A 23,557-nucleotide genomic window follows, 5' to 3' on the forward strand; every position below is an offset into this window, starting at 1 on the left:
ATATCGAAGACACCGTAATTGGTATTGGGAGGGAATAACTCCACTGTCTAGGCTTTAGCCGACGCAACGTCGCCCAACATCCAAACAGCCCTGGCGGCGTGCGCTCACGCAAAAAACAACAACAATGTCAGGTGAAGCCATGCAACCCAGATTGCTACTCAACGGAATTGCCCTGTCACTCATGATCAGTACATTCGGCGCCCAAGCGGCAGGTCTGTCCAACCAGCACGGCAGCTTCGGCAAGATGCCGGACGGCACGCCCATCGAAAAATACACCCTGAAAAACAGCCAAGGGGTGGAAGCGGTGGTGATCACCTACGGCGGCGTGCTGCAGTCATTGCTGATACCGGACAAGAACGGCAAGACCGACGACATCGTGCTCGGCTTCGATGATGTCGATGGCTACATCAAGAACGGCAACGTTTACTTCGGCGCGACTATCGGGCGCTTTGGCAACCGCATCGCGGATGGCCGCTTCGAACTCGACGGCAAGACCTACCAGATCCCGCAGAACGACGGCAGCAACGCCCTGCATGGCGGGCCGGAGGGTTTCGACAAACGGGTCTGGAAGGCCAGGCCCGCCGACGAGGACGGCTGGGTCGGTGTCGAGCTGAGCTACGTGTCGCCCGATGGCGAGATGGGCTTTCCAGGCACAATGACCACCCATGTGACCTACAGCCTCAACGAAGACAACGAGCTGCGCATTCAGTACCGCGCCACCACCGACAAACCCACCGTGCTCAACCTGACCAACCACAGCTACTTCAACCTCGCCGGCGCTGGCAGCCCGAGCGTGCTGGATCAGGTCGCGACGCTGCACGCCTCGCGCTATACACCGGTCACCGAGAAACTCATCCCCACCGGCGAGCTGGCCGAGGTGAAGGGCACACCGATGGATTTCCTCCAGCCGACCCGCTTTGGCGAACACATAAAGGATGATCACGAGCAATTGAAGTTCGCCGAGGCCAAGGCCGGCGGCTTCGATTTCAACTGGGTGCTGGATACCGATGGCGACCTCAGCAAGCTGGCTACCGAAGTGCACGACCCCGAGTCCGGACGGCGGCTGTTGATGTACACCACCGAGCCCGGTGTGCAGCTCTATACCGGCAATTTCCTCGACGGCAGCATCAAGGGCAAAGGCGGCAAGACCTACTCGCACTGGAGCGCTTTCACACTGGAAACGCAGCACTACCCGGACTCGCCCAATCAACCAGACTTCCCGAGCACTCGCCTCGACCCGGGCGAGACCTACACCCAGACCACGATCTACAAATTTCCCAAGCCCTGATGCAGAAGGCCCCGCAAGGGGCCTTCAGGCTGTAACGAGCCTCGCGGTTGGCGAGGTCGCTTTTTTAGCAGCCGCTTTGCTTGCAGCACGGTTGGTTTCATAGACCGTTGTGGATCCGAACCAGCGTTCGCCGCGGGGCGCGCCTCCTACAGCGGTTCGGTGCGCGCTGGCCGCTTTTGTGGGAGGCCCGCCTCGGGGCGAAGCTTTTGGCTCTTGCTGCAGCTACGGGCCGTGAGGCCTGCCGTGCGCCTGACTACAACCATGTCGCCGCCCTACCACTCGGCCACACTGCCATCGGCGTGACGCCAGATCGGGTTGCGCCAACGATGGCCGATACGCGCCTGTTCCCGCACGTAATCCTCATTGATCTCGATGCCCAGCCCCGGCCCATTCGGTATCGCGACGAAGCCATCCTCGTACTCGAACACCTCCCGGTTGCTGATGTAGTCGAGCAGGTCGTTGCCCTGGTTGTAATGGATGCCCAGGCTCTGCTCCTGAATGAAGGCGTTGTAGCAGACGCCGTCCAACTGCAGGCACGCCGCCAGCGCAATCGGTCCGAGCGGGCAATGCAGCGCCAGCGCGACGTCGTAGGCCTCGGCCATGCTGGCGATCTTGCGCGTCTCGGTGATGCCGCCGGCATGAGAGGTGTCCGGCTGAATGATGTCGACGTAACCGTCGGCGAGGATGCGTTTGAAATCCCAGCGCGAATACAACCGTTCTCCCAGCGCGATGGGCGCACAGGACAGCGGCGCCAGCTCTTTGAGCGCCTCATAGTTATCGCTGAGCACCGGCTCCTCGATGAACATCGGCCGATACGCCTCGAGCTCCTTGATCAGGATCTTCGCCATGGGCTTGTGCACGCGGCCGTGAAAATCCACGCCAATACCGATATTTCTGCCCACCGCATCCCGTACGGCAGCCATGTTCGCCAACACCGCATCGACCTTGGCATGGCTGTCGACGAACTGCAGCTCCTCGCTGGCGTTCATCTTCACTGCACTGAAGCCACGCGCCACTGCAGCGCGGGCGGCGTTGGCGGTATCCGCCGGGCGATCACCGCCAATCCAGGAGTACACCCGGATACGCTCGCGCACCCGCCCACCGAGCAAGTCGCTGACCGAGACACCCAACGCCTTGCCCTTGATGTCCCACAGCGCCTGATCGATACCGGCAATGGCGCTCATCAGAATGGGCCCGCCCCGGTAGAAGCCGCCACGGTACATCACCGTCCAGAGGTCTTCGACGTTGCGCGGATCGCGCCCCACCAGGTAGTCGGCCAGCTCATCCACTGCCGCGGCGACGCTGTGCGCGCGGCCTTCGACGACAGGCTCGCCCCAGCCGGTGACGCCTTCATCGGTTTCGATCTTGAGGAACAGCCAGCGTGGCGGCACAACCAGCGTGGTAAGGCGGGTAATTTTCATCGCAGCTCTCTCGCAGAAAGTGGTCAGGCCATCGCCGCGTGGCGGGCCAGCATGAAGGCGTGCGCCCGGCGACCCACCTCGTCGGCGGACAATCCCGGCGAATAAAGTGCCGAGCCAAGACCGAAGCCGGCCGCCCCGGCCCGCAGGTAAGGCGCCATGTTCTCCGGCGTGATGCCGCCCACCGGCAGCAGCGCCGTACCGGTCGGCAGCACGGCCAGCCAGGCTTTCATCGCGCCGATACCGACCTGCTCGGCGGGGAACAATTTGAGCGCGTCGGCACCCGCCGCCAGTGCCGCGAAGGCTTCGCTGGGCGTGGCAACGCCAGGTGCGAGATAAAGACCCGCGGCCTTAGCAGCGTGCAGCACCTGGGCGTCGCAATGCGGCATGACGATCAGCTGCCCGCCGGCTTCCTTCACCGCTTGCACCTGCTGCGTTGAAAGCACCGTACCGGCGCCAACCAGGCAATCGTCGGGCAAGGTCCGGCGCAGGATTTCGATGCTGCGCAGCGGCTGCGGCGAATTGAGCGGTACCTCGATGATCCTTATACCGACGGCATAGAGCGCGCTGCCGACCGACTCGGCCTCCTCGGGGCGCAGGCCACGGAGGATCGCGACCAGCCCGTTAATGGCAAGCGTGCGGTGGAACATCTGACTCTCCTGCAGTATCGGTGGCGACCAGGCCGGCGCCTGCGGCAATCTTCCAGAGCCCGGCGGCCGTGGCCTCGGGCGCGAAGCGCAACGACTCGAAGCCGCAATGCTCGAGCGCCCAAAGGTAGCGAGCACACAGGGTCGAATTGCCGATCAGGACGATGGACTGCGATGGCGGCACCTGCAGCATCGCGCTCATGGCGGCCAGCTCGTGCCCTATCAACAGCCCGGACAGGTAATCGGCCTGGGCTGCGCCGCTGAGCTCGCCGGTCAGCACCAGCGTGCGGCTGCTGAAAATCGTCGAAAGCGGGCCGGCCTGCCCTTCGCTCGACCTTGCGACGCGAAGGCCACGCTCGAAAGCCGCGGCATTGAAGCTGTCGCTGGTCACCGCGGTGCGCCCGAGAATCGTATGGCCCAGCAACGCCTGATAGACCTCGCCGGTCATGAAGGTCTGGAATCGGCTGAGCTGCCCACCTTCCACCGTGACCCATTTGCTGTGGCTACCCGGTAGGCCGATCAGCAATGGCGCAAGCTGACTGTCATCGCCATCGAGCAGGCCGAACACCTGGGTTTCTTCGCCACGCATCACGTTCGGCACGCCGCCGCGCTGAATCACGCCGGGCACCAACCATAGCGGCATTCCGTGCGAGCGCTCGATGGGCAGCAATGTCAGTTCATCGGCACGCAGCGGCGCTTCGATATAGCGGGCTTCACGCCAGCCCTGGGCGCTGCCAACCATGCCGCAGGCAATCATCGGGGCTTGGGGCGCGGCGCTCTGCCAGTCACCACACGCCTGCTCCAGTGCGCGCTCGAAGTCGGCCTCGCAGCCATCGAGCTGCATGACACCCAGTGGCAAGCCGCGCACTTCCAGCGTTTCGCCGGCCGCACCGAGCCGATAAGCGCGCAGCGAACTGGTGCCCCAATCCAGGGCGATCAGGTGTGTATCCACGGGATTTCTCCAGCGCGCCGACACGCGGCGCGATTGGGATCAGCGCTGCTTCAGCCGATCGATGATCACCGCCAGCAACAGAATCGTGCCGCGGATGACGTACTGGTAGAAGGTGTCGATATTCTTCAGGTTCATCGCGTTCTCGATAATCGCCAGAATCAGCACCCCGGCGATCACGTGGCGGATCATGCCGATGCCGCCGCTGAGCGAGACGCCCCCGAGTACGCAGGCTGAAATCACCGTCAGCTCGAAGCCCTGGCCGATCATCGGTTGCCCCGAGGTCATCCGCGACGCCAATACCACACCGGCCAGCGCGCCGATCAGGCCATGCACGGCAAAGATGATGATCTTGGTACGATCGACATGGACCCCAGCCAGCAGCGCCGCTTCCTGATTGCCGCCGATGGCCATGGTGTTGCGACCATAGGTGGTGTAGTTGAGCAGCCAACCGAAGAAGGCGAAGCAGACGACAGTGATCAGGATGGGCACCGGTACGCCGAACAGACTGCCATTGCCGAACAGGAAAAAGTCCTCCTGCATCACCCCCACGGCCTTGCCGTTGGAGAAGATATAGGCCAGCCCGCGCACGATCTGCATCGTCGCCAGCGTGGCGATCAAGGCATTGATGCGCAGCTTGGCGATCACGATGCCGTTGATCAGCCCGACCGCCAACCCCATCGCCAGCGCCGCCGAGACACCGAGGAACACACTCTCGGTATCGCGCATCACCACAGCCGCCACAACGCCGGCGCAGGCAATCACCGAGCCGACCGAGAGGTCGAAGTGCCCGGACGCCAGGCAGAACAGCATGGTGCAGGCGGCGATGCCCACGGTCGAGATCGCCAGCCCCAGGCCGCGCATGTTCAACGGCGAGAGAAAGTTATCGATGAAGATCGCCGACAACGCGAAGATGCCGAGCGCCGCCAACACCATGACCCAGTCGTCGAGGAAGCGGCGCATGTTGAGACCCTGCCGCGGCGCGGCCAGAGCGTTTTGTTGAGCAGACATAGAGCACCTCTTCATGGTTGTTCAGCCGCGCGAGCGCGGAAGTGCCAGTTGCAGCAGGCGGGATTCTTCAGCCTGGTCGCGGGTGACTTCACCGGTGATCGCGCCCTCGCTCATCACCAGGATGCGATCGGATATGCCGATGACTTCCATCAGGTCGCTGGAGACGACGATCACCGCGATACCGCTCGCCGCGAGGTCATGGATGATCTGGTAGATCTCGGCTTTGGCGCCGATGTCGATGCCGCGGGTGGGTTCGTCGAGCAGCAGCACCTTCATTGGCATCGACAGCCAGCGCCCGAGAATCACCTTCTGCTGGTTGCCGCCAGAGAGAAAAACGATCTGCTGGTCCGCCGACGGGGTCTTGATATTCAGGGCGCGGATCTGCCGGTCGGCGTTCTCGCGCTCCCAGCGGCCCTGCACCAGACAGCCGAGACGGGCGTTGCGGCCACGCGCACCGATGTTGATGTTCTCCGCCACGCTGCCCAGCGGCACGATGCCTTCCTTCTTGCGATCTTCGGGACAGAGCAGAATCCCCGAAGCGATGGCGTCGCGTGCCGACTTCAGTTGCAAGGGCTGGCCATCGAGCTGCACCGTACCGGCCTTGTGCGGGGCCAACCCGGCGAGAAGGCGCAGCAGTTCGGTACGCCCGGCACCGACCAGACCGAAGAAGCCGAGTACCTCGCCACGGCTGATCGAGAAACTCACCGGCTCCTGCAAACCGTGGCCGAGCAGCCCTTCGACGCGCAAGGCCTCGCCTTGCTGCTCGCGCGGGCGGTAGTTGTAGATGTCCTGGATATCGCGCCCGACCATGCAGGTCACCAGCGCGTCATGGGTCAGCTCGCTCATATCGTCGAAGGTGCAGACGAAGCGGCCGTCCTTGAACACCGTGACCGCGTCGCAGATACGGAAGATCTCTTCCATCCGGTGCGAGACGTAAAGCACCACTCGCCCCTCGTCCCGCAGCCGGCCGATGATCGTCATCAGCCGCTCGATTTCCCGCGCCGAGAGGCTGCTGGTCGGCTCGTCGAAGGCGATCACATGGGCGTTGCGCGACATCGCCTTGGCGATTTCCACCAGCTGACGCTGCCCCAGCGACAGGCTGCCCAGGCGTGCAGACGGATCGATCTCGTCAGCCAGTCCCTTGAGCAGTTCATGCGCCTGACGCAGCATCGCCCTCCGATTCACCAGCCCGAAGCGCGAAGGCATGTGCCCGAGCATCAGGTTTTCGGCCACGCTCATTTCCGGCACCAGATGCAGCTCCTGGTGGATCACCGCGACACCGCTGGCGATGCTTTCCCCGGCGGATCGAAATGCCAGTGTGCGCGCCCCGATCTGCAGATCACCGCTGCTCGGCTGATAGGCGCCGCCGAGAATTTTCAGCAGCGTCGACTTCCCGGCGCCGTTCTCACCCATCAGGGCGTGAACGGTGCCGGGCCGGGCTTCGAAGCTGATTTCCGACAGCGCACGCACGCCGGGGAAGTTCTTACCGATGCCGTTGAAACGCAGGCTGTCGCCCGAATTGACTTGTTGAAGCATGGAGCGTCTCCACCCTCGCCCGTTCGACTGGACGAGTTCGATACTGAAATCGACCTGAGATCAGGCCTCCCGCGAATGGACCGGCTTATTTCCAGAGACCGATCTTTTCCAGCTCTTCCTGGAAGTTCTCGCGGGTAATCAGGGTGACTTCGTCCATCGCGGTGTACTTGGGTGGTTCTTTGCCGGTGGTGACCCACTCGTACATCATCCGCGCGGTTTCATAGCCTTCGATGTGCGGGCTGGGCAGCATCGAGCCGTAGAAGCCACTGTTGTCCTTCTTCAGCTCACCGATGGCGTCGGTGCCGTTGATGCCGATGCCGATCACGTTCTCGGCGCTGAACCCCGCGCTTTCGGTGGCCCTTACGCCGCCCAGCACGGTGTTATCGTTCATGCCACCGATGATCAGGTGCTTCGCACCACGCGGCAGCTTCACCAGCGCCGAGGTCGTGGCGTTCATGCTGCCCGGCACGTCGAGGGTTTTCTGCGGGGTGTAGAAGATGTGGTCTTCGGGGAAGCCAGCCTTCTTCAACGCATCGACGGAACCGTCAGTACGCTTCTTGCCGGTGTCGAGTTCGTTGTAGGTGTTGATCACCGCATAAGTGTCGTTCCAGTCCCAGCCGCGCTTCTTGGCTTCTTCAGCCATGGCCGCGCCCTGCTTCTGGCCCACTTCAAAAGCGGCCATACCAAGATACGGCACCTCTTCCATGGGCTGGCCCTTGGCATCGACGAAGCGATCGTCGACAGCCATGACCTTGAGGTCGTTGAACTTGGATTTGGCAACGATGGCCGGGCCGAGCGCAACGTCGGGGGTGCAGATGACAAAGCCCTTAGCGCCATTGGCCGCCAGGCTGTCGATGGCGGCCAGCGTTTTCTCGCCATCCGGCACGGCGATTTTCAGCAGGGTGAACCCATGCTCCTTGGCGGCCTTCTCGGCGAAGGCCCACTCGGTCTGAAACCAGGGCTCTTCGGGTTGCTTGACCAGAAAGCCGATCTTGACCTCGTCTTCGGCCAGAGTCGCACCGGCGAAACTCATCGCGCCAACAGTCAGCGCGGCACAGCAAAGCGAACGGATTCCGAAAGACCGGAACATAGCTACCTCCATTGTTCTTATTGAATAGCTTTTTGTTGATTCGTCAGAGCTCATCCCCCTGACACGTCACCACCGGATGCCTTGCTGGCGGCTTGCCGCTGGGGGCACTGCCGGCCCCTTTGAAACGAACCCTTGTCAATCGTGGTAGAGCACCGAGCGTCCACCATCGATGGTGATGCAGGCGGCGTTGATGAAAGGCGCCTCGTCGGTGGCGAGGAACAGCGCGGTCATCGCCACCTCGATCGGCTGGCCGATGCGCCGCGGCGGATGCATGTCGAAGGCGCGCTGGCGCTCGGCGTGGGGGTCAGCGAAATCGTTCCAGTAATCGACGTTGAGCTGCGTCTCGATGTAGCCCGGCGCGATGGCGTTGACGCGGATGCCCTTGGGCGCATATTCGATGCCCAGTGCGCGAGTCAGCCCGAGCAGGCCGTGCTTGGCGACGGGGTATGGAAAGCAGCCGGGAATGATGTTGGTCGAGTGAACCGAGGCGATATTGATGATGTTGCCGATGCCGCGTTGCACCATATGTGGCAACGCCGCCTTGCAACCGAACCAGACGCCGTCCAGATCGATGGCGAAGCAACGCCGCCAGTCCTCTTCGGTCATTTCCAGCGGATCGCGAAATACGTTGACGCCTGCGCAATTGACCAGCACATCGACCTGGCCGTAGTGCTCGAGCGCCAGACCAACCAGCGCCTCCAGCTCCGCCGGCTGGGTGACGTCGGTCTTCAGGGCACGCACCTCACCGCCTCGCGCTCGCCAGCCAGCGGCGACCCGCTCGGCCTTCTCACCCTGGATATCACCGATCACGACCTTGGCCTGCTGCGCCTGGAAGCAGGCCACGATCGCCTCGCCGATGCCCTGAGCACCACCGGTGACGACCACGACCTTGCCTTTCAGGCGCTCGCCGCGTTGGGGTTCGGGTGTCGGTGGCAATGAAAGCGGTGAGGCCATGTGAACAACTCCTAAGCAGTTAAGTGGCCACAGTGCGGCCGGATAAACAGATCAACCGGCGAAACGTGTACAAGGCGTGCCGGTGATACCGACATCAGCCATCAGCACGGCGCCGTCCAGTTCAGTCGACGCCTCGCCCGTCCTGGCGGAGGTGACATACAAATGGGTCAGGTCGGGCCCGCCGAATACGCAGCTGGTGGGGTGACTGACGGGCAATTCGACGATGCGATCCAGGCAGCCATCCGGCGCGAAACGCAGCAGGCAATGACCACCCCAGCGTGCATTCCAGACGTAGCCCTCGGCATCCATGGCCGAGCCGTCGGGAACTCCACGCGGATGCGGGCCGGCCCAGGTGTCTCGGTCGATCAGCTGCCCGTCGTCAGCGACGCGGTGGCTGTACAGCGATTCGTCCAGCGTGTCGCCGCAGATGACGCGATCACCCGCCTCGTTCCACAGCAGCGTATTGACGATGCCCAGATCGCTGAGCAGCTGCGTGACCGAACCATCCGGATCGACTCGAAACAGACCACCGGAACGCCGGGTGATAGGCAGGTCGCCGCCATCCTCATCGATGTTGTTCTGCATGGTGCCGAGCCAGAGCCGCCCCTGGGCATCGCAGCGCGCTTCGTTGGCGCGGTTGCCGGGCGTACCGTCGGCGATGCAGAAGCGCTTGAGCGCAGACTCGTCGTCAGCGGCGTGGAGGTCGAGGCGGTAGACACCGCTGGCCAGCGTCACCAGCGCGTCGCCACGCCGGCAGGGAATGAACGTCGAGACCGGCTCGGCCAGCTGCCACTGGCGGTAGCCGTCCGGGCCCAGCCGGCAGACCAGTCGGCCGATGATATCGACCCAATAGAGCGTCTGCTGCCGGACATCCCAGAAAGGGCCCTCGGCCAGCAGGTAACGTTGTTGCGAGATGGGCAGCCATTGCATGGTCGCACTCCGCTTTCATTGTTTTTATGGCGCAGTCTGCTCGCCGCGTAATACGACCAGCTCGGGGTAATGACGTGAAATGGTCAGGGCCGCACGCTCGATCAGCGTCATGCACGCCCAGACCCCGCGCGCGCCATCGCGGCTGGCGATGGCGTCGGCAATTTCCTTGTGCAGCGGCAGGGTCAGGCCGAGTTCGTCAGGCACCGTCGATGACACTTCGAAGGACACCGCCAGCAAGGCGCCCAACGCGGGCACCATGCGTTCGATGAATTGATTGTGGCTGGCAGCAAGCACCGCCTCGTGGAAGAGCTTGTCGGCGCGGTTGTAGTCGTCCTTGTCGCCCAGGGAGGCGGCAAGCGACTGATAGGCAGCCTGGATTTCAGCAATCTGCTTCGGCGTCGCGCGTTCACATGCCCAGCGCACGGCGGTCGGTTCGATGGTTCGGCGCAGGTCGATCAGGTCCATCACGAAACTTTCCGGCAGGCCGTTCTCAGCCAACCAGCCTACGACCTGGACGTCGAACAGATTCCAGGAACGCACCGGCGTCACTCGTGTGCCCACCTTCGGCCCGACGTCGAGCATGCCCTTGGCCACCAGCGTCTTGATCGCCTCGCGGATCACGGTGCGGCTGACGCCCAGCTCTTCGCAGAGACCGGCTTCGACCTTGAGTGTCTCGCCAGGTTGAACCTTACCCGACGCGATCCAGGAACCCAGCCATTCCACCGTTGCGCTGTGATAGTTGTTCGACATGCGAGCCTCTGTGCGACTGCCCTTGGGTCTACTGAACCCTATCATCATATGATTGGCTGTCAAATGAAGTTGGCAACTCTCACATCGAAATCGCCCGAACGATTGAGCGGGCAAGCGGCCGGCGCCACGCCACGGAGTCAACCTGACGAAGCGACTACAGCTTTCATGGGCGGTTACAGGAAAGGCACCCTGTCGTGCCGAACGGCGGTTGTTGATTCCGCCAACCGTCGGATGACCCAGCAGGCCAGCCTTCTGATCATATGAATAGAGAATGTCGGGCGTCTGCGCGCCACGCTCGGGATTCGCGATCAGGCAACGCCTCATCGTCTTTCCTCGCTTTTATTGTTCTGGGTGCCGGCCACTCTAAGAAGCACCGCGAGCGCTGCCTAGTGACAGCTGCTGATCGTGCGATAACCAATACTTATCGGCAAACGAGCCTCGTCACGAGGGCAAGCGCATTGAACCGAGGGGTTAGAGACCGCCTTGTACGTTGATCCCCAGCCCAAGCGCGGCCGCGAGCGAGAGCGGCAGTAGCAGGGTGTCCAGCAAAACGCTGGCAGGCAGGTCGAGGGCCGCATATTTCGGCGCTTTGGCCCCGAAGCGGTCCAGCGGGCAGCAACCGCCGTTGAGGCTGTACCAGTCCAGCCGAGTGCCCGAATAGACGATGGGCGCGCCGGGCTTGGCGGCGTCGAGGGTGCGCACCGTGGCGCAACCGGAGAGCAGCAGGACGAGCGCCAGTGTGGCGCCGAGTCGTATGGCCGATCCCTTCATGTGCGCCTCCTCGGTGATTGTCGAACGCAGGCGCGGCTAGGATCAGTCGTCGCTGACGATATGGTGTTCGCCCCAGCGCGGCAACATGTCCTGCGGGATGTTGAGCAGGTTGAGGATACGCGCGACGACGAAATCGACCAGATCATCGAGGGTTTGCGGTTGATGATAGAAGCCCGGCGAGGCCGGCAGGATGACTGCGCCGAGATTGGACAGCTTGAGCATGTTCTCCAGATGGATGCTCGAATACGGCGCTTCACGCGGGACCAGGATCAGTTGGCGACGCTCTTTCAACGCAACGTCTGCCGCGCGCTCGATCAGATTGTTGCTGGCGCCGGTGGCGATGGCCGACAGGGTGCCAGTGGAGCAGGGCACTACCACCATCGCGGTCGGCGCGCCGGAGCCCGAAGCCGGGGGTGCCATCCAGTCTTCCTTGGCGAACACACGGATCTGCCCCGCCGCCGCGCCGGTGTATTCGGACAGGAACGACTGCATGGCCTGCGGCTTGGCCGGCAGCACAACATCGGTCTCAGTGGCCATCACCAGCTGCGCGGCCTTGGAGATCAGGAAGTGCACCTCGCGGTCTTCCTGAATCAGGCAGTCGAGCAGGCGCAGGCCGTACTGCGCGCCGGAGGCGCCGGTCATGGCCAGAGTGATGCGTTCCGGTCCGTTCATATATCTGTTCCCTTTGCCGCCTGGTCGTGTTCCGGTGGGCTGAAGCCCACCCTACCTGTCCTGCGCGTGGAAATGCCTTCGGCGATTTCCACCCTACCCACGGTCACCGTAGGGTGGAAAACCGCGAAGCGTTTTCCACCTTGAGCGATCAGCTCAAAGCGGCGGCCAGCTTGACGTGCAGCCCACCAAAACCGCCATTGCTCATCACCACCACCTGCGTACCCGGTTTGGCGTCGGCTTTCACCTTGGCGATGATCGCGTCCAGCGAATCGCAGACGGTCGTCTCGACCGGCGAGCCGGCCACGGTAGCGGCCAGATCCCAGCCGAGGTTCGGCGGCGCGTACCAGATCGCCCGATCGGCCAATACCACCGAATCGGCCAGGCCTTCGCGGTGAGCACCAAGCTTCATGGAGTTGGAACGCGGCTCGATCACGGCAATGATCGGCGTATCGCCCACCCGCTTGCGCAGGCCATCGAGGGTCGTGGCGATAGCGGTCGGGTGATGGGCGAAGTCATCGTAGATGGTCACGCCATTGACCTCGGCGACCTTTTCCATGCGCCGCTTGACGCTCAAGAACTCGCTCAGCGCCTCGGCGCCCTGCTTGGGCAATACGCCGACATGCCGGGCTGCTGCAAGTGTGGCCAAGGCATTGTTGACGTTGTGCTGACCGGTCAGCTCCCAGTCCACCACGCCCTGCACGGCACCGTCGAAGATGACCTCGAAACGCGAGCCGTCGGCGCTGAGCAGCTTGGCCTGCCATTGCCCACCTTCGCCGGTTGTCTGCACTGGCGTCCAGCACCCCATGCCGACCACCCGTTTTAGCGCTGCTTCTGACTCGGGATGAATGACCAGCCCTTCGCTCGGCACGGTTCGCACCAGATGGTGGAACTGCCTTTCGATCGCGGCGAGGTCCGGGAAAATATCGGCGTGGTCGAATTCCAGATTGTTGAGGATCGCCGTGCGCGGACGGTAATGGACGAACTTGCTGCGCTTGTCGAAGAAGGCACTGTCGTATTCATCCGCCTCGACCACGAAGAACGGGGTGCCGCCCAGCCGCGCCGAGATACCGAAGTTCTGCGGCACACCGCCGATGAGAAAGCCCGGGCTCATGCCGGCATGCTCCAGCACCCAGGCGAGCATGCTGCTGGTGGTGGTCTTGCCATGGGTGCCGGCAGCGGCCAATACCCAACGCCCCTGCAACACGTGATCGGCCAACCACTGCGGACCGGACACGTAGGGCAGCCCCTTGTTCAGCACGTACTCCACCGCTGGGTTGCCACGCGACAACGCATTGCCGATCACTACCAGATCCGGTGCCGGTTCGAGCTGGCTGGGCTCGTAGCCTTGGGTCAGCTCGATACCCTGGGCTTCCAGCTGGGTGCTCATCGGGGGATAGACGTTGGCGTCGGAGCCAGTGACGCGGTGGCCCAGTTCCTTGGCCAGCACCGCCAGCGAACCCATGAAGGTGCCGCAGATGCCGAGAATATGAATATGCATGAATGACCTCTGAAAAGCGCTACGCCAAACCCATGGGGCCAGGCGGCACAGCCGCGCTGTATCGGCGCCGAAAACTGCGGCGCAGATTAGCACAGCACCCGCCCGCGAAACCCCGCACCGCACGTCGCCTCGCCAACCGACGAACGGGCTTTGTTCTACGCTGAATCACAGTAGTCCCACACAATTACAAGTCCCGGAGACTCACCATGCGTTACGCCCATCCCGGCAGCGAAGGCGCTGTCGTTTCCTTCAAGTCCCGCTACGGCAACTTCATCGGCGGCGAGTTCGTCGAGCCGGTCAACGGCCAGTATTTCACCAACCTTTCCCCGGTCAACGGTCAACCCATCGCCGAATTCCCCCGTTCCGACGCGGCGGATATCGAAAAGGCCCTGGACGCCGCCCATGCCGCTGCCGATGCCTGGGGCAAAACCAGCGCGCAGGCGCGCTCGCTGGTCCTGCTGCAGATTGCCGATCGCATCGAGCAGAACCTCGAGATGCTCGCCATCACCGAAACCTGGGACAACGGCAAAGCCGTGCGCGAGACGTTGAACGCTGACATCCCGCTGGCCGCCGACCACTTCCGTTACTTCGCCGGGTGCATCCGCGCCCAGGAAGGCACCAGCGCCGAGATCGATGAAAACACCGCGTCCTATCATTTCCACGAGCCACTGGGCGTAGTCGGACAGATCATCCCGTGGAACTTCCCGATCCTGATGGCCGCCTGGAAGCTTGCGCCGGCTCTGGCGGCGGGCAATTGCGTGGTGCTGAAACCCGCTGAGCAGACGCCGCTGGGGATCGCCGTTTTGATGGAGGTGATCGGTGACCTGCTACCGCCGGGCGTGCTCAACGTCGTGCAAGGCTACGGCCGTGAAGCCGGCGAGGCCTTGGCCAGCAGCAAGCGCATCGCCAAGATCGCTTTCACCGGCTCGACCCCGGTGGGCTCGCACATCATGAAGCGCGCCGCCGAGAGCATCATCCCGAGCACCGTCGAGCTGGGTGGCAAAAGCCCGAACATCTACTTCGAAGACATCATGCAGGCCGAGCCGACCTTTATCGAGAAGGCCGCCGAAGGCCTGGTGCTGGGCTTCTTCAACCAGGGCGAAGTCTGCACCTGTCCGTCGCGGGCGCTGGTGCAGGAGTCGATCTACGGGCCGTTCATGGAAGCGGTGATGAAGAAGGTTTCGCAGATCAAGCGCGGCGATCCGCTGGACACCGACACCATGGTCGGCGCACAGGCCAGCCAGCAGCAGTTCGACAAGATCATGTCCTACCTGGAAATCGCCAAGCAAGAAGGGGCCGAAGTACTCACTGGCGGCGGTGTGGAGAAGCTCGAAGGCTCGCTCGCCACCGGTTATTACATCCAGCCGACGCTGCTCAAGGGCACGAACAAGATGCGTGTGTTCCAAGAGGAAATCTTCGGCCCGGTGATCGGCGTGACCACCTTCAAGGACGAAGCCGAAGCCCTGGCCATCGCCAACGACACCGAGTACGGCCTGGGTGCAGGCGTATGGACACGCGACATCAATCGCGCCTACCGCATGGGCCGGGCGATCAAGGCCGGCCGTGTCTGGACCAACTGCTACCACCTTTACCCGGCCCATGCGGCCTTCGGTGGCTACAAGAAGTCCGGCGTCGGTCGCGAGACGCACAAGATGATCCTCGACAGCTACCAGCAAACGAAGAATCTGCTGATCAGCTACGACATCAATCCTCTGGGGTTCTTCTAGCCCGTTCGCTGTAACGCTCCGACAAGGTGCCAGCCCGACGCCATGCGCGCCGGGCTGGTGCGGCGGTGCCTGCGATAAGGCGCAGCAGAGCGAAAGCATGCTGCAGGCACAGCGCTTGCTTTAACGATCCTGCCGTACCCGACCCCATCAGAGGATGATTCCCATGGCTCTCGAACACAGCAGTGCGACACCTCCAAATCACGCCATCGATTTCGAAACAGTTGGCAGCACCTATTTCAAGGAACGCGAACTGAAGAAAGGCGCCGCCGGTTGGGTGCTGCTGGTGGGCCTGGGCGTTGCTTACGTCATTTCCGGCGACTATGCCGGCTGGAACTTCGGGCTCGCCCAGGGTGGCTGGGGCGGGCTGTTCATCGCCACGCTGCTGATGGCGACCATGTACTTGTGCATGTGCTTTTCGCTGGCCGAGCTGTCTTCGATGATCCCCACTGCGGGCGGCGGCTATGGCTTCGCCCGTAGCGCCTTCGGCCCATTAGGCGGGTTTCTCACTGGCACGGCGATCCTCATCGAATACGCCATCGCGCCGGCGGCCATCGCCGTGTTTATCGGCGCTTACTGCGAGTCACTGTTCGGTATTGGTGGCTGGGCGATTTACCTCGCGTTCTACATTATCTTCATCGGCATCCACATATTTGGTGTCGGCGAGGCGTTGAAGCTGATGTTCATCATTACCGCGATCGCGGCGCTGGCACTGGGCGTGTTCATCGTCGCGATGGTGCCGCACTTCTCGGTGGACAAGCTGCTCGACATCGCGCCGACCAGCGCCGCTGGCGCCAGTAACTTCCTGCCCTATGGCTACGTGGGTATCTGGGCGGCGATTCCCTACGCGATCTGGTTCTTCCTCGCGGTCGAAGGCGTGCCGCTGGCCGCCGAGGAAACCAAGGATCCACAGCGCGATATGCCGCGCGGGCTGATCGGCGCCATGCTGATTCTGGTGGCCTTTGCCGGGCTGATCCTGCTGGTCGGCCCCGGTGGTGCGGGTTCCAGCACACTGGTCGAGTCCGGCAACCCGCTGGTCGAAGCGCTTACCATCGCCTATGGCTCGTCCACCTGGATGAGCGGCTTCGTCAATCTGGTCGGGCTGGCCGGGCTGATCGCCAGCTTCTTCTCGATCATCTACGCCTACTCGCGGCAGATCTTCGCGCTGTCGCGGGCCGGCTACCTGCCGCGCAAACTGTCGCTGACCAACAAGAACAAGGCGCCGGTCATGGCACTGGTTATTCCGGGCATCATCGGCTTCCTGCTCTCGCTGACCGGCCAGGGCGACCTGCTGATTCTCGTCGCGGTGTTCGGTGCGACCATCTCCTACGTGCTGATGATGGCCTCGCATATCGTCCTACGCATGCGTCGCCCGGATATGCATCGCCCGTACAAGACGCCCGGCGGTGTGCTGACCTCGGGCGTCGCGCTGGTGCTGGCCTGCATCGCGGTGGTGGCGGGCTTCCTGGTCGACCCGCGGGTGGTGATCGCCGCCGTGGTGATCTACGGGATCTTCATCGCCTACTTCGCCTTCTACAGCCGGCACCATCTGGTGGCTGGCACGCCGGAAGAAGAGTTCGCAGCGATCGAGAACGCCGAAGCGGCACTGCACAAATAAGGCATCGCACACACAAGGGGGCGACATGGCGGGATATGCGCATAGCGTAGGCGGCACCAACTGGCGCTTCGACAGCTTGCGCGAGGTGATGGCCAAAGCCAGCCCGGCGCGCTCCGGCGACTTCCTCGCCGAAGTCGCGGCGGGCAGCGACGCCGAGCGCGTCGCCGCACAGATGTGCCTGGCGCAGATCCCGCTCAAGCGCTTCCTCGACGAAGCGCTGATCCCTTACGAAACCGATGAAGTCACCCGCCTAATCATCGACAGTCACGACGCCAACGCCTTCGCCCCGGTCAGCCACCTGACCGTGGGCGATTTCCGCAACTGGTTGCTGGGTAACGACGCAGATGAAGCCTCGCTGAAGGCGCTGTCGCCGGGGCTGACGCCAGAAATGGTCACCGCGGTGTCGAAGATCATGCGCGTGCAGGACTTGATTCTGGTGGCGCAGAAGGTCCGGGTCGTCAGCCGATTCCGCAACACCATCGGCCTGCGCGGACGCATGTCTACCCGCCTGCAGCCCAACCACCCGACCGACGAGGCCGCCGGCATCGCCGCGAGCATCGTCGACGGCCTGCTCTACGGCAACGGCGACGCGGTGATCGGCATCAACCCCGCCACCGACAGCACCAGCGGCATCTGCGAACTGTTGAAGATGCTCGACGCCATCATCCAGCGCTACGAAATCCCGACTCAGGGCTGCATCCTCACCCACGTCACCACCTCCATCGAAGCGATCAACCGCGGTGCGCCGCTGGATCTGGTGTTCCAGTCCATCGCCGGCACCGAGGCGGCTAACAGCAGTTTCGGCATCAATCTGGCGGTACTACGGGAAGGCTACGAGGCCGGCCTGTCGCAGAAGCGCGGCACTGTGGGCGACAACCTGATGTACTTCGAAACCGGCCAGGGCAGCGCCTTGTCGGCCAACGCGCACCATGGCGTCGACCAGCAGACGTGCGAGGCGCGTGCCTATGCCGTGGCGCGCAAATTCAAGCCGCTGCTGGTCAATACCGTGGTCGGGTTCATCGGCCCGGAATATCTCTATAACGGCAAGCAGATCATCCGCGCCGGGCTGGAAGATCACTTCTGCGCCAAGCTGCTCGGCGTGCCCATGGGCTGCGACATTTGCTACACCAACCACGCCGAAGCCGATCAGGACGATATGGACGTGCTGCTGACCCTGCTCGGCACTGCCGGCATCAACTTCATCATGGGCATCCCCGGCTCGGACGACGTAATGCTCAACTACCAGACCACCTCCTTTCACGATGCCCTCTACCTGCGCCAGAGCCTAGGGCTCAGGCCGGCGCCAGAATTCGAAGAATGGCTGGCGAAAATGGACATCCTGCGCCAGGACGGCGGCCGCCTGCAGATGGGCAGCGAGCTTCCACCGGCCTTCCGACAGGCGCTGGAGCGCATGACATGAAGCCCCCGACGCGGCGCGTCCCCGCCCCCGCCCCCGCCCGTCGACCTGAACCAAGGAATGCCCCATGAGCCGGCAATCGCCAACGCCCACCGCCATCACCAATCCCTGGGCTCACCTGCGTCAGCTCACGCCCGCGCGGATCGCCCTGGGGCGTGCGGGCGTCAGTCTGCCCACCGACGCCCAGCTGGATTTCCAGTTCGCCCATGCCCAGGCGCGGGACGCCGTGCACCTCGCCCTGGACACCGAAGAGCTGGCGACGCAGCTGGAACGGCGCGGCCATCGCGTCCTGCAGCTGCACAGCGCCGCACCGGACCGCGACACCTATCTGCAGCGGCCAGATCTGGGGCGGCGATTGAGTGACGACTCGACCGAGCGGGTGAACGATCACGCGCAGCAACACGCGACGGGCTACGACCTGGCCATCGTCATCGCCGATGGCCTGTCGGCGCTGGCCGTGCAGCGTCACGCCCTGCCCTTGCTCCAGCGCATCGAGGAGCAGATCGAAAAGGACGGCTGGAGCCTCGCGCCGATCTGCCTGGTACAACAAAGCCGCGTCGCGCTCGGTGACGAAGTCGGCGAGCGGCTCAAGGCGAAAATGGTGGTGATGCTCGTGGGCGAACGCCCCGGCCTGAGCTCGCCGGACAGCCTCGGCCTGTACTTCACTTTCGCGCCGAAAGTCGGCCGCACCGATGCCGACCGCAACTGCATTTCCAACATCCGCCTGGAAGGCCTGAGCTACAACCTCGCCGCCCACAGGCTGATCCATCTGATGCGCGAAGCCTGCCGCCGCCAGCTCTCGGGCGTGACGCTCAAGGACGAAGCGGACGTGCTCAGCTTGGATGACGGCACGCCGAAAGCGGGCAACTTCCTGCTCGGTTAAGCCAAACGCAATTCGCCGAAGCTGCGGAAGCTGCGGCTGCACGTGGGGCGAGGCGGCAAAGCTGCCTCACCCACAACAGCGTCGGACCAGTGTCGCCCCCAAGTCAACGATCAGGTTTCCGTCAACGCCACCACCGCATCGATTTCGAACAGCATCCCGTCCAGTGCCAGCCGCGGCACCGGAATCAGCGTACAGGTCGGTTTCAGCTGCTCACCAAACAGCCGCGCCAACTCCTCGCCGAGGATGCCCAGGCGCTGCTCGTTGTGATCGACGATCAGTACCGTCAGCTTGACCACCTGCGATGGTCGCCCTCCGGCGGCCTCGATGGCGATCGAAAGATTGTCCATCGCTTGCCGCACCTGCTGCTGGAAATCGCTCGGCAGCCGACCGTCCGCCGTTTCGCCGCCCTGGCCAGCGATGAAGGCCAACCGCGTGCCAGCCGGCACGATGCCGACATGCGAGTAGCCATTCGGTGCCGGGTCGTACAGGCCGGGCGGATTGAGCATCGTCAGGGTATTTCGGGGTTCGCTCATGTTCGTCTCCATACAGGTTCAGGTACGTGGCGCCGGCCGTAGATCCTCGAAGCGTTGCAACGCCTGAGTGAAGCGAGGCTGCAGATCGCCGGTGCGATAGTCGTCGGGCTCGCGACCGAAGGCTACATTGAGGCGGTTCCAGCCGTTGATCGCAATGATGGCAAAGGTCAGCTGGGTAATGGCGCGTGGCGAATAGTGCTCGGCCAGGTCGCGATAGCAGCGATCCAGCGAGGCGCCATCAGGCAGTTCGGTCACCGCCTCGGTCCAGGCCAGAGCCGCTCGCTCGGCAGGGTTGTAGACAGCCGTCTCGCGCCAGGCGGGCAGCAGGTAGATGCGTGGCAGCGGCGTATCCATCGCCAGCAGGTCCTTGGTGTGCATGTCGAGACAATAGGCGCAGCCGTTGAGCTGCGAGGCGCGCAGATCGATGAGCATGCGCAGCTGCGGATCGATGTCGCTCTCATGCACATAGGCGCTGACGGCAGTCAGTGCCTGCATCGGCAACGCATCGACATGTTTCAGAAAATCCAGTCGTGGGGTCATGGCAAGATCGCTCCATAGGCAGTGTCGAAAATGACACTGCCAGGACGCATGCCTTTGTCGATGTGTGACAGCCCAGCCTCCAGCGGAGGCGCTGTCACAATCGACCGGGCTCATTCGTCCATGCTGGAGAGGAATGCCTGCGGAGCGAACGTGAACGACAAGATTGATTTCTATCAGGGGCTGAGGCCGAAGCTCTTCGGCCTCGCCTATCGGCTACTGGGCAGCCGCGTGGACGCCGAGGACCTGCTGCAGGACGCCTGGTTCAAGTGGAGCGAGGCCGACTGCACAACGATTCGCGATGCCGAAGCCTGGCTGGTCACGGTGGTGACGCGGCTGGGCATCGATCAGTTGCGCCAGCGCCGTGCTCGTCAGGAGGACTATTACGGTCCGTGGCTGCCGGAACCGCTGCTGGGGTTTACCGGCAACCGAGCCGAGCAGGCCATCGACCTGCGGGCCGACCTGTCCATGGCCTTCATGGTGGCGCTGGAGCGGCTGGCACCCGAAGAGCGCGCGGCGCTGCTGCTGCGCGAAGTATTCGATTGCAGCTACGAAGAGATCGCCGAGGTGTTGGGCAAGCGCGCCGCGGCAAGCCGGCAGATCGTCAGCCGTGCGCGCAAACGGGTACGTGAGGCCCAGCCGCGCTTCGTCGTGGACCCGCAGGCACACCGGCAATTGGTCGAGCGTTTCGCCGAGGCCTTGCTGGCGCCGGGCGGTGATGCTTTCGTCAATCTGCTGGCCGACGAGGTCAGCTGGTTGGCGGACGGCGGCGGTCAGGCCGCGGCGGCCTCGAAGGTCGTGCACGGCATACGGGCAGCGCATCGTCTGGCCATCGGCATTGCGCGCCGCGCCGCCGGGCAGTGGCGTGCCAGCGTCGAAACCATCAATGGCGAACCCGGTGTGGTGATCCGCAGCGGCGAGCGGATCCAGGCCGCCATGACGCTGGTCAGCGACGGCCAGCAGGTCGTGACTATCTATTCCGTGGTCAACCCCAACAAGCTCGGGCAGCTGGCGCGCGAGCCAGCGCAGCAGCTTCCCGCTTGATGGCTTGCCGCCAGCCCTCGCCAGGCTTAAGGTTTGTGCCCTCCCGGCTGGAACCTGCTCATGTGGTCTTTTCGCGACTGGCGCCGCAAGCGCATCCTCGCCCGTCTCGCCATCGAACCGGCGCTCTGGCAAAGCGTGCTCGACAGCCTGCCGATTCTCGATGGTCTCAGCGCCGAGGAAACCGAGCGCCTGTGTGAGCGAAGCCTGCTGTTTCTGCATGCCAAGCGCCTGACCGCGCTGCCCGGGGTCGAACTGCAGCTGGTTGATCGCCTGCGCCTGGCCGCACAAGCGGAGCTGCCTTTGCTGCATTTGGCCGATCTGGACTGGTATCAGGGCTTCCATGAAATCGTCATCTACCCCGACGACTTCCACAGCCCGCAGAAGCACCGCGACTCGTCCGGCGTGGTGCATGAATGGGACGGAGAACACAGCGGCGAAGCCTGGCTGCAGGGTCCGGTGATCCTGGCCTGGCCGGGCGTGCAGCAAAGCGGCGGCTGGGAAGGCTACAACCTGGTGATCCACGAACTGACGCACAAGCTCGACATGCTCAACGGCGACGCTAATGGCCTCCCCCCGCTGCACCGCAACATGCGCATCGACACTTGGGCAGCAGTGATGCAAAGCGCCTACGACTCGCTCAACGCCACGCTGGACGCCGATCCTCATGCCCACACGGCAATCGATCCGTACGCCGCGGAGAACCCGGCCGAGTTTTTCGCCGTCACCAGTGAGTATTTCTTCAGCGCACCAGACGTGCTGCACGAGACCTTTCCCGAGGTCTACCAACAGCTCGCCACGTTCTACCGCCAGGATCCACTGACGCGCCTGCAGAAGCTTCAGCATGGGCACCCGGCGTATGCGGAACCTCATTGACCTGGCATCGTCGAATGCGCGCATCACCGTGCTTGCAAAGGTCCACCTCGACCGGCATGGCAAAACGCCCGACAGTGCGCCTATAATCGCGCCCACTTTTTTCGCCCCAGGCCGCCTCGGCCGACCACGGAGCAATGTTCATGAGCTACAGCAAAGTCCCGGCCGGCAAAGACCTGCCAAACGACATCTACGTCGCCATCGAAATCCCGGCCAACCACGCGCCGATCAAATACGAAATCGATCACGACACCGACTGCCTGTTCGTTGACCGCTTCATGGCCACGCCGATGTTCTACCCGGCGAACTACGGCTTCATCCCGCATACCCTGGCTGACGACGGCGACCCGCTCGACGTACTGGTCGTGACCCCCTACCCGGTTGCCCCAGGCTCGGTCATCCGCTGCCGTCCGGTAGGCGTGCTGAACATGACCGACGAAGCCGGCGGCGACGCCAAGCTGATCGCCGTCCCGCACGACAAGCTGAGCCAGCTGTACGTGGACGTGAAGGAATACACCGACCTGCCGCCACTACTGATCGAGCAGATCAAGCACTTCTTCGAGAACTACAAGGATCTGGAGAAGGGCAAGTGGGTCAAGGTCGAAGGCTGGGAAGGCGCCGACGCCGCCCGTGCAGCAATCACCAAGGCTGTGGCGGCTTACCAAAAATAAGCCAATACCGCTAACGGAAAGCCGGCCACAAGCCGGCTTTTTTCATTTTCGGAGCGCCGTTTCAGACGTCTGCCGCGTCGGCTAACAGGGCCCCACTCAATCGCTCGCAGAAGCATGATCGAGCGTGGCGATTCAACCCCGGCACACCGAGCGTCACCGAAGCTGGGCCTGCCGAGGTTCGGCAAACCCAACTGGCGCGGCATAAAGCCTGCCACTCAGGCCGCAACGACTGGAAAGTCCACTTCGGTATCGGCCAGGTTGTTGAGGTAGTTGGTCAGCGTCAGCAGGCTGACATGGGCGACGACCTCGACGATACGGCGATCATCCAACCCGGCTGCTCGGGCGGCGGCGAGCTGTTCGTCGCTCACCAGGCCCCGGCTTTCGGTGATCTCGCGGGCCAGGACTGCCACGGCATCGAGCCGACCCTCTCGCGCCTGGCCGATGGCATTGTCGTCGAGCCCGGCCTTGCTGGCGAACAGGCTGTGCGCGGCGAGGCAGTAATCGCAGCTGTTCACCTGCGAGGTAGCCAGCGCGACGGTTTCACGCTCCCGGGCGGTCAAGCTGCCGCGCCCGAGCGCTTGCGACAACGCCAAGTAACCACCCAAGGCAGCCGGTGCGTGGGCCAGGGTGAGAAATGCGTTGGGAACGAAGCCCAGTGCTTTGCCGATGCCCTCCAGTGCGGGACGTACGGATTCGGCGGTTTGTTCGATAGTCAGTGCGTTAATGCGAGTCATGGCTGTCTCCTT

General features: G+C 63.3%; 23 protein-coding genes. 8 read left to right on the forward strand and 15 right to left on the reverse strand.

Translation table 11 applies throughout. The annotated features are described in order from the left end of the window. Positions 1-139 precede the first annotated feature (139 nt). Positions 140-1,288: an aldose epimerase family protein gene (locus MCB86_RS11935; protein WP_239611078.1), complete on the forward strand. Its 1,149-nt coding sequence runs from the start codon at positions 140-142 to the stop codon at positions 1,286-1,288. A gap of 272 nt (positions 1,289-1,560) precedes the next feature. On the opposite strand, the gene dgoD is transcribed toward MCB86_RS11935, so the two are convergent. The 12 genes from dgoD to mpl form a co-directional block, all read right to left on the reverse strand. Then, positions 1,561-2,709: a galactonate dehydratase gene (gene dgoD, locus MCB86_RS11940; RefSeq protein ID WP_045160734.1), complete on the reverse strand. Its 1,149-nt coding sequence runs from the start codon at positions 2,707-2,709 to the stop codon at positions 1,561-1,563. A gap of 23 nt (positions 2,710-2,732) precedes the next feature. Beyond that, a complete protein-coding gene (locus MCB86_RS11945) occupies positions 2,733-3,356 on the reverse strand; it encodes a 2-dehydro-3-deoxy-6-phosphogalactonate aldolase (protein WP_239611079.1) in 624 nt (207 codons plus the stop codon). Continuing rightward, positions 3,331-4,305 (reverse strand): 2-dehydro-3-deoxygalactonokinase, encoded by a 975-nt coding sequence (locus MCB86_RS11950; protein WP_239611080.1) that lies wholly within the window; start codon positions 4,303-4,305, stop codon positions 3,331-3,333. Before MCB86_RS11950 ends, MCB86_RS11945 begins: the two co-directional genes overlap by 26 nt. 39 nt (positions 4,306-4,344) lie before the next feature. Beyond that, a complete protein-coding gene (gene araH, locus MCB86_RS11955) occupies positions 4,345-5,313 on the reverse strand; it encodes an L-arabinose ABC transporter permease AraH (RefSeq protein WP_045160731.1) in 969 nt (322 codons plus the stop codon). 21 nt (positions 5,314-5,334) lie between these two features. Beyond that, complete coding sequence (gene araG, locus MCB86_RS11960) at positions 5,335-6,849, reverse strand: L-arabinose ABC transporter ATP-binding protein AraG (protein ID WP_045160730.1); 1,515 nt, start codon at positions 6,847-6,849, stop codon at positions 5,335-5,337. 85 nt (positions 6,850-6,934) lie between these two features. Further along, positions 6,935-7,939, reverse strand: coding sequence for a substrate-binding domain-containing protein (locus MCB86_RS11965; RefSeq protein WP_045160729.1), 1,005 nt, complete (start codon positions 7,937-7,939; stop codon positions 6,935-6,937). Between the two features lie 135 nt (positions 7,940-8,074). Then, positions 8,075-8,893 carry an SDR family oxidoreductase gene (locus MCB86_RS11970; RefSeq protein WP_045160728.1) on the reverse strand — a complete coding sequence of 273 codons (819 nt, stop codon included), beginning with the start codon at positions 8,891-8,893 and terminating at the stop codon, positions 8,075-8,077. Positions 8,894-8,944: 51 nt separating this feature from the next. After that, a complete protein-coding gene (locus tag MCB86_RS11975; protein ID WP_239611081.1) occupies positions 8,945-9,823 on the reverse strand; it encodes an SMP-30/gluconolactonase/LRE family protein in 879 nt (292 codons plus the stop codon). Between the two features lie 24 nt (positions 9,824-9,847). Then, positions 9,848-10,573, reverse strand: a complete 726-nt coding sequence (locus MCB86_RS11980) for a FadR/GntR family transcriptional regulator (protein ID WP_239611082.1) — start codon at positions 10,571-10,573, stop codon at positions 9,848-9,850. 471 nt (positions 10,574-11,044) lie between these two features. Next, positions 11,045-11,344, reverse strand: coding sequence for a YceK/YidQ family lipoprotein (locus MCB86_RS11985; RefSeq protein WP_045160725.1), 300 nt, complete (start codon positions 11,342-11,344; stop codon positions 11,045-11,047). Between the two features lie 42 nt (positions 11,345-11,386). Beyond that, on the reverse strand, positions 11,387-12,016 hold the full coding sequence (gene ubiX, locus MCB86_RS11990) for a flavin prenyltransferase UbiX (RefSeq protein WP_045160724.1): 630 nt from the start codon (positions 12,014-12,016) through the stop codon (positions 11,387-11,389). Between the two features lie 148 nt (positions 12,017-12,164). Further along, positions 12,165-13,514 (reverse strand): UDP-N-acetylmuramate:L-alanyl-gamma-D-glutamyl-meso-diaminopimelate ligase, encoded by a 1,350-nt coding sequence (mpl, locus tag MCB86_RS11995; protein ID WP_168425102.1) that lies wholly within the window; start codon positions 13,512-13,514, stop codon positions 12,165-12,167. A 206-nt stretch (positions 13,515-13,720) separates the two neighbouring features. Between mpl and MCB86_RS12000 the strand changes: the two genes are divergently transcribed. The 4 genes from MCB86_RS12000 to eutC all read left to right on the forward strand — a co-directional run bounded on the left by MCB86_RS12000 (position 13,721) and on the right by eutC (position 19,156). Continuing rightward, positions 13,721-15,241 (forward strand): aldehyde dehydrogenase family protein, encoded by a 1,521-nt coding sequence (locus tag MCB86_RS12000; RefSeq protein WP_045160722.1) that lies wholly within the window; start codon positions 13,721-13,723, stop codon positions 15,239-15,241. A gap of 163 nt (positions 15,242-15,404) precedes the next feature. Beyond that, positions 15,405-16,856, forward strand: coding sequence for an ethanolamine permease (eat, locus tag MCB86_RS12005; protein WP_239611083.1), 1,452 nt, complete (start codon positions 15,405-15,407; stop codon positions 16,854-16,856). Between the two features lie 25 nt (positions 16,857-16,881). Next, positions 16,882-18,276, forward strand: coding sequence for an ethanolamine ammonia-lyase subunit EutB (locus MCB86_RS12010; RefSeq protein WP_239611084.1), 1,395 nt, complete (start codon positions 16,882-16,884; stop codon positions 18,274-18,276). 64 nt (positions 18,277-18,340) lie between these two features. After that, positions 18,341-19,156, forward strand: coding sequence for an ethanolamine ammonia-lyase subunit EutC (eutC, locus tag MCB86_RS12015; RefSeq protein ID WP_239611085.1), 816 nt, complete (start codon positions 18,341-18,343; stop codon positions 19,154-19,156). A gap of 110 nt (positions 19,157-19,266) precedes the next feature. On the opposite strand, the gene MCB86_RS12020 is transcribed toward eutC, so the two are convergent. Both MCB86_RS12020 and MCB86_RS12025 read right to left on the reverse strand, forming a co-directional pair. Then, a complete protein-coding gene (locus MCB86_RS12020) occupies positions 19,267-19,689 on the reverse strand; it encodes a RidA family protein (RefSeq protein WP_239611086.1) in 423 nt (140 codons plus the stop codon). A gap of 18 nt (positions 19,690-19,707) precedes the next feature. Further along, positions 19,708-20,229 carry a carboxymuconolactone decarboxylase family protein gene (locus tag MCB86_RS12025; protein ID WP_045163727.1) on the reverse strand — a complete coding sequence of 174 codons (522 nt, stop codon included), beginning with the start codon at positions 20,227-20,229 and terminating at the stop codon, positions 19,708-19,710. Positions 20,230-20,379: 150 nt separating this feature from the next. Between MCB86_RS12025 and sigJ the strand changes: the two genes are divergently transcribed. The 3 genes from sigJ to ppa all read left to right on the forward strand — a co-directional run bounded on the left by sigJ (position 20,380) and on the right by ppa (position 22,811). Further along, entirely contained in the window at positions 20,380-21,270 is an 891-nt protein-coding gene (gene sigJ / locus MCB86_RS12030) for an RNA polymerase sigma factor SigJ (RefSeq protein ID WP_239611087.1), read from the forward strand. A 60-nt stretch (positions 21,271-21,330) separates the two neighbouring features. Then, the gene (locus tag MCB86_RS12035) at positions 21,331-22,143 is read left to right on the forward strand and encodes a M90 family metallopeptidase (RefSeq protein WP_239611088.1); all 813 of its coding nucleotides are present in this window, start codon (positions 21,331-21,333) and stop codon (positions 22,141-22,143) included. A gap of 140 nt (positions 22,144-22,283) precedes the next feature. Then, positions 22,284-22,811, forward strand: a complete 528-nt coding sequence (ppa, locus tag MCB86_RS12040) for an inorganic diphosphatase (RefSeq protein WP_045163730.1) — start codon at positions 22,284-22,286, stop codon at positions 22,809-22,811. A 215-nt stretch (positions 22,812-23,026) separates the two neighbouring features. Here ppa and MCB86_RS12045 read toward each other — a convergent pair whose 3' ends face one another. Continuing rightward, the gene (locus MCB86_RS12045) at positions 23,027-23,545 is read right to left on the reverse strand and encodes a carboxymuconolactone decarboxylase family protein (protein WP_239611089.1); all 519 of its coding nucleotides are present in this window, start codon (positions 23,543-23,545) and stop codon (positions 23,027-23,029) included. Positions 23,546-23,557 lie beyond the last annotated feature (12 nt).

It is taken from the genome of Pseudomonas sp. KSR10 (assembly GCF_022355455.1).
In the GTDB taxonomy this organism is placed as follows: domain Bacteria; phylum Pseudomonadota; class Gammaproteobacteria; order Pseudomonadales; family Pseudomonadaceae; genus Stutzerimonas; species Stutzerimonas stutzeri_E.

Excerpts from the sequence above, each read along its gene's own strand:
- MCB86_RS11935 (WP_239611078.1), top strand. The coding sequence starts at position 140 with ATGCAACCCAGATTGCTACTCAACGGAATTGCCCTGTCACTCATGATC.
- dgoD (WP_045160734.1), bottom strand. The coding sequence starts at position 2,709 with ATGAAAATTACCCGCCTTACCACGCTGGTTGTGCCGCCACGCTGGCTG.
- MCB86_RS11945 (WP_239611079.1), bottom strand. The coding sequence starts at position 3,356 with ATGTTCCACCGCACGCTTGCCATTAACGGGCTGGTCGCGATCCTCCGT.
- araH (WP_045160731.1), bottom strand. The coding sequence starts at position 5,313 with ATGTCTGCTCAACAAAACGCTCTGGCCGCGCCGCGGCAGGGTCTCAAC.
- araG (WP_045160730.1), bottom strand. The coding sequence starts at position 6,849 with ATGCTTCAACAAGTCAATTCGGGCGACAGCCTGCGTTTCAACGGCATC.
- MCB86_RS11965 (WP_045160729.1), bottom strand. The coding sequence starts at position 7,939 with ATGTTCCGGTCTTTCGGAATCCGTTCGCTTTGCTGTGCCGCGCTGACT.
- MCB86_RS11970 (WP_045160728.1), bottom strand. The coding sequence starts at position 8,893 with ATGGCCTCACCGCTTTCATTGCCACCGACACCCGAACCCCAACGCGGC.
- MCB86_RS11975 (WP_239611081.1), bottom strand. The coding sequence starts at position 9,823 with ATGCAATGGCTGCCCATCTCGCAACAACGTTACCTGCTGGCCGAGGGC.
- MCB86_RS11980 (WP_239611082.1), bottom strand. The coding sequence starts at position 10,573 with ATGTCGAACAACTATCACAGCGCAACGGTGGAATGGCTGGGTTCCTGG.
- MCB86_RS11985 (WP_045160725.1), bottom strand. The coding sequence starts at position 11,344 with ATGAAGGGATCGGCCATACGACTCGGCGCCACACTGGCGCTCGTCCTG.
- ubiX (WP_045160724.1), bottom strand. The coding sequence starts at position 12,016 with ATGAACGGACCGGAACGCATCACTCTGGCCATGACCGGCGCCTCCGGC.
- mpl (WP_168425102.1), bottom strand. The coding sequence starts at position 13,514 with ATGCATATTCATATTCTCGGCATCTGCGGCACCTTCATGGGTTCGCTG.
- MCB86_RS12000 (WP_045160722.1), top strand. The coding sequence starts at position 13,721 with ATGCGTTACGCCCATCCCGGCAGCGAAGGCGCTGTCGTTTCCTTCAAG.
- eat (WP_239611083.1), top strand. The coding sequence starts at position 15,405 with ATGGCTCTCGAACACAGCAGTGCGACACCTCCAAATCACGCCATCGAT.
- MCB86_RS12010 (WP_239611084.1), top strand. The coding sequence starts at position 16,882 with ATGGCGGGATATGCGCATAGCGTAGGCGGCACCAACTGGCGCTTCGAC.
- eutC (WP_239611085.1), top strand. The coding sequence starts at position 18,341 with ATGAGCCGGCAATCGCCAACGCCCACCGCCATCACCAATCCCTGGGCT.
- MCB86_RS12020 (WP_239611086.1), bottom strand. The coding sequence starts at position 19,689 with ATGAGCGAACCCCGAAATACCCTGACGATGCTCAATCCGCCCGGCCTG.
- MCB86_RS12025 (WP_045163727.1), bottom strand. The coding sequence starts at position 20,229 with ATGACCCCACGACTGGATTTTCTGAAACATGTCGATGCGTTGCCGATG.
- MCB86_RS12035 (WP_239611088.1), top strand. The coding sequence starts at position 21,331 with ATGTGGTCTTTTCGCGACTGGCGCCGCAAGCGCATCCTCGCCCGTCTC.
- ppa (WP_045163730.1), top strand. The coding sequence starts at position 22,284 with ATGAGCTACAGCAAAGTCCCGGCCGGCAAAGACCTGCCAAACGACATC.
- MCB86_RS12045 (WP_239611089.1), bottom strand. The coding sequence starts at position 23,545 with ATGACTCGCATTAACGCACTGACTATCGAACAAACCGCCGAATCCGTA.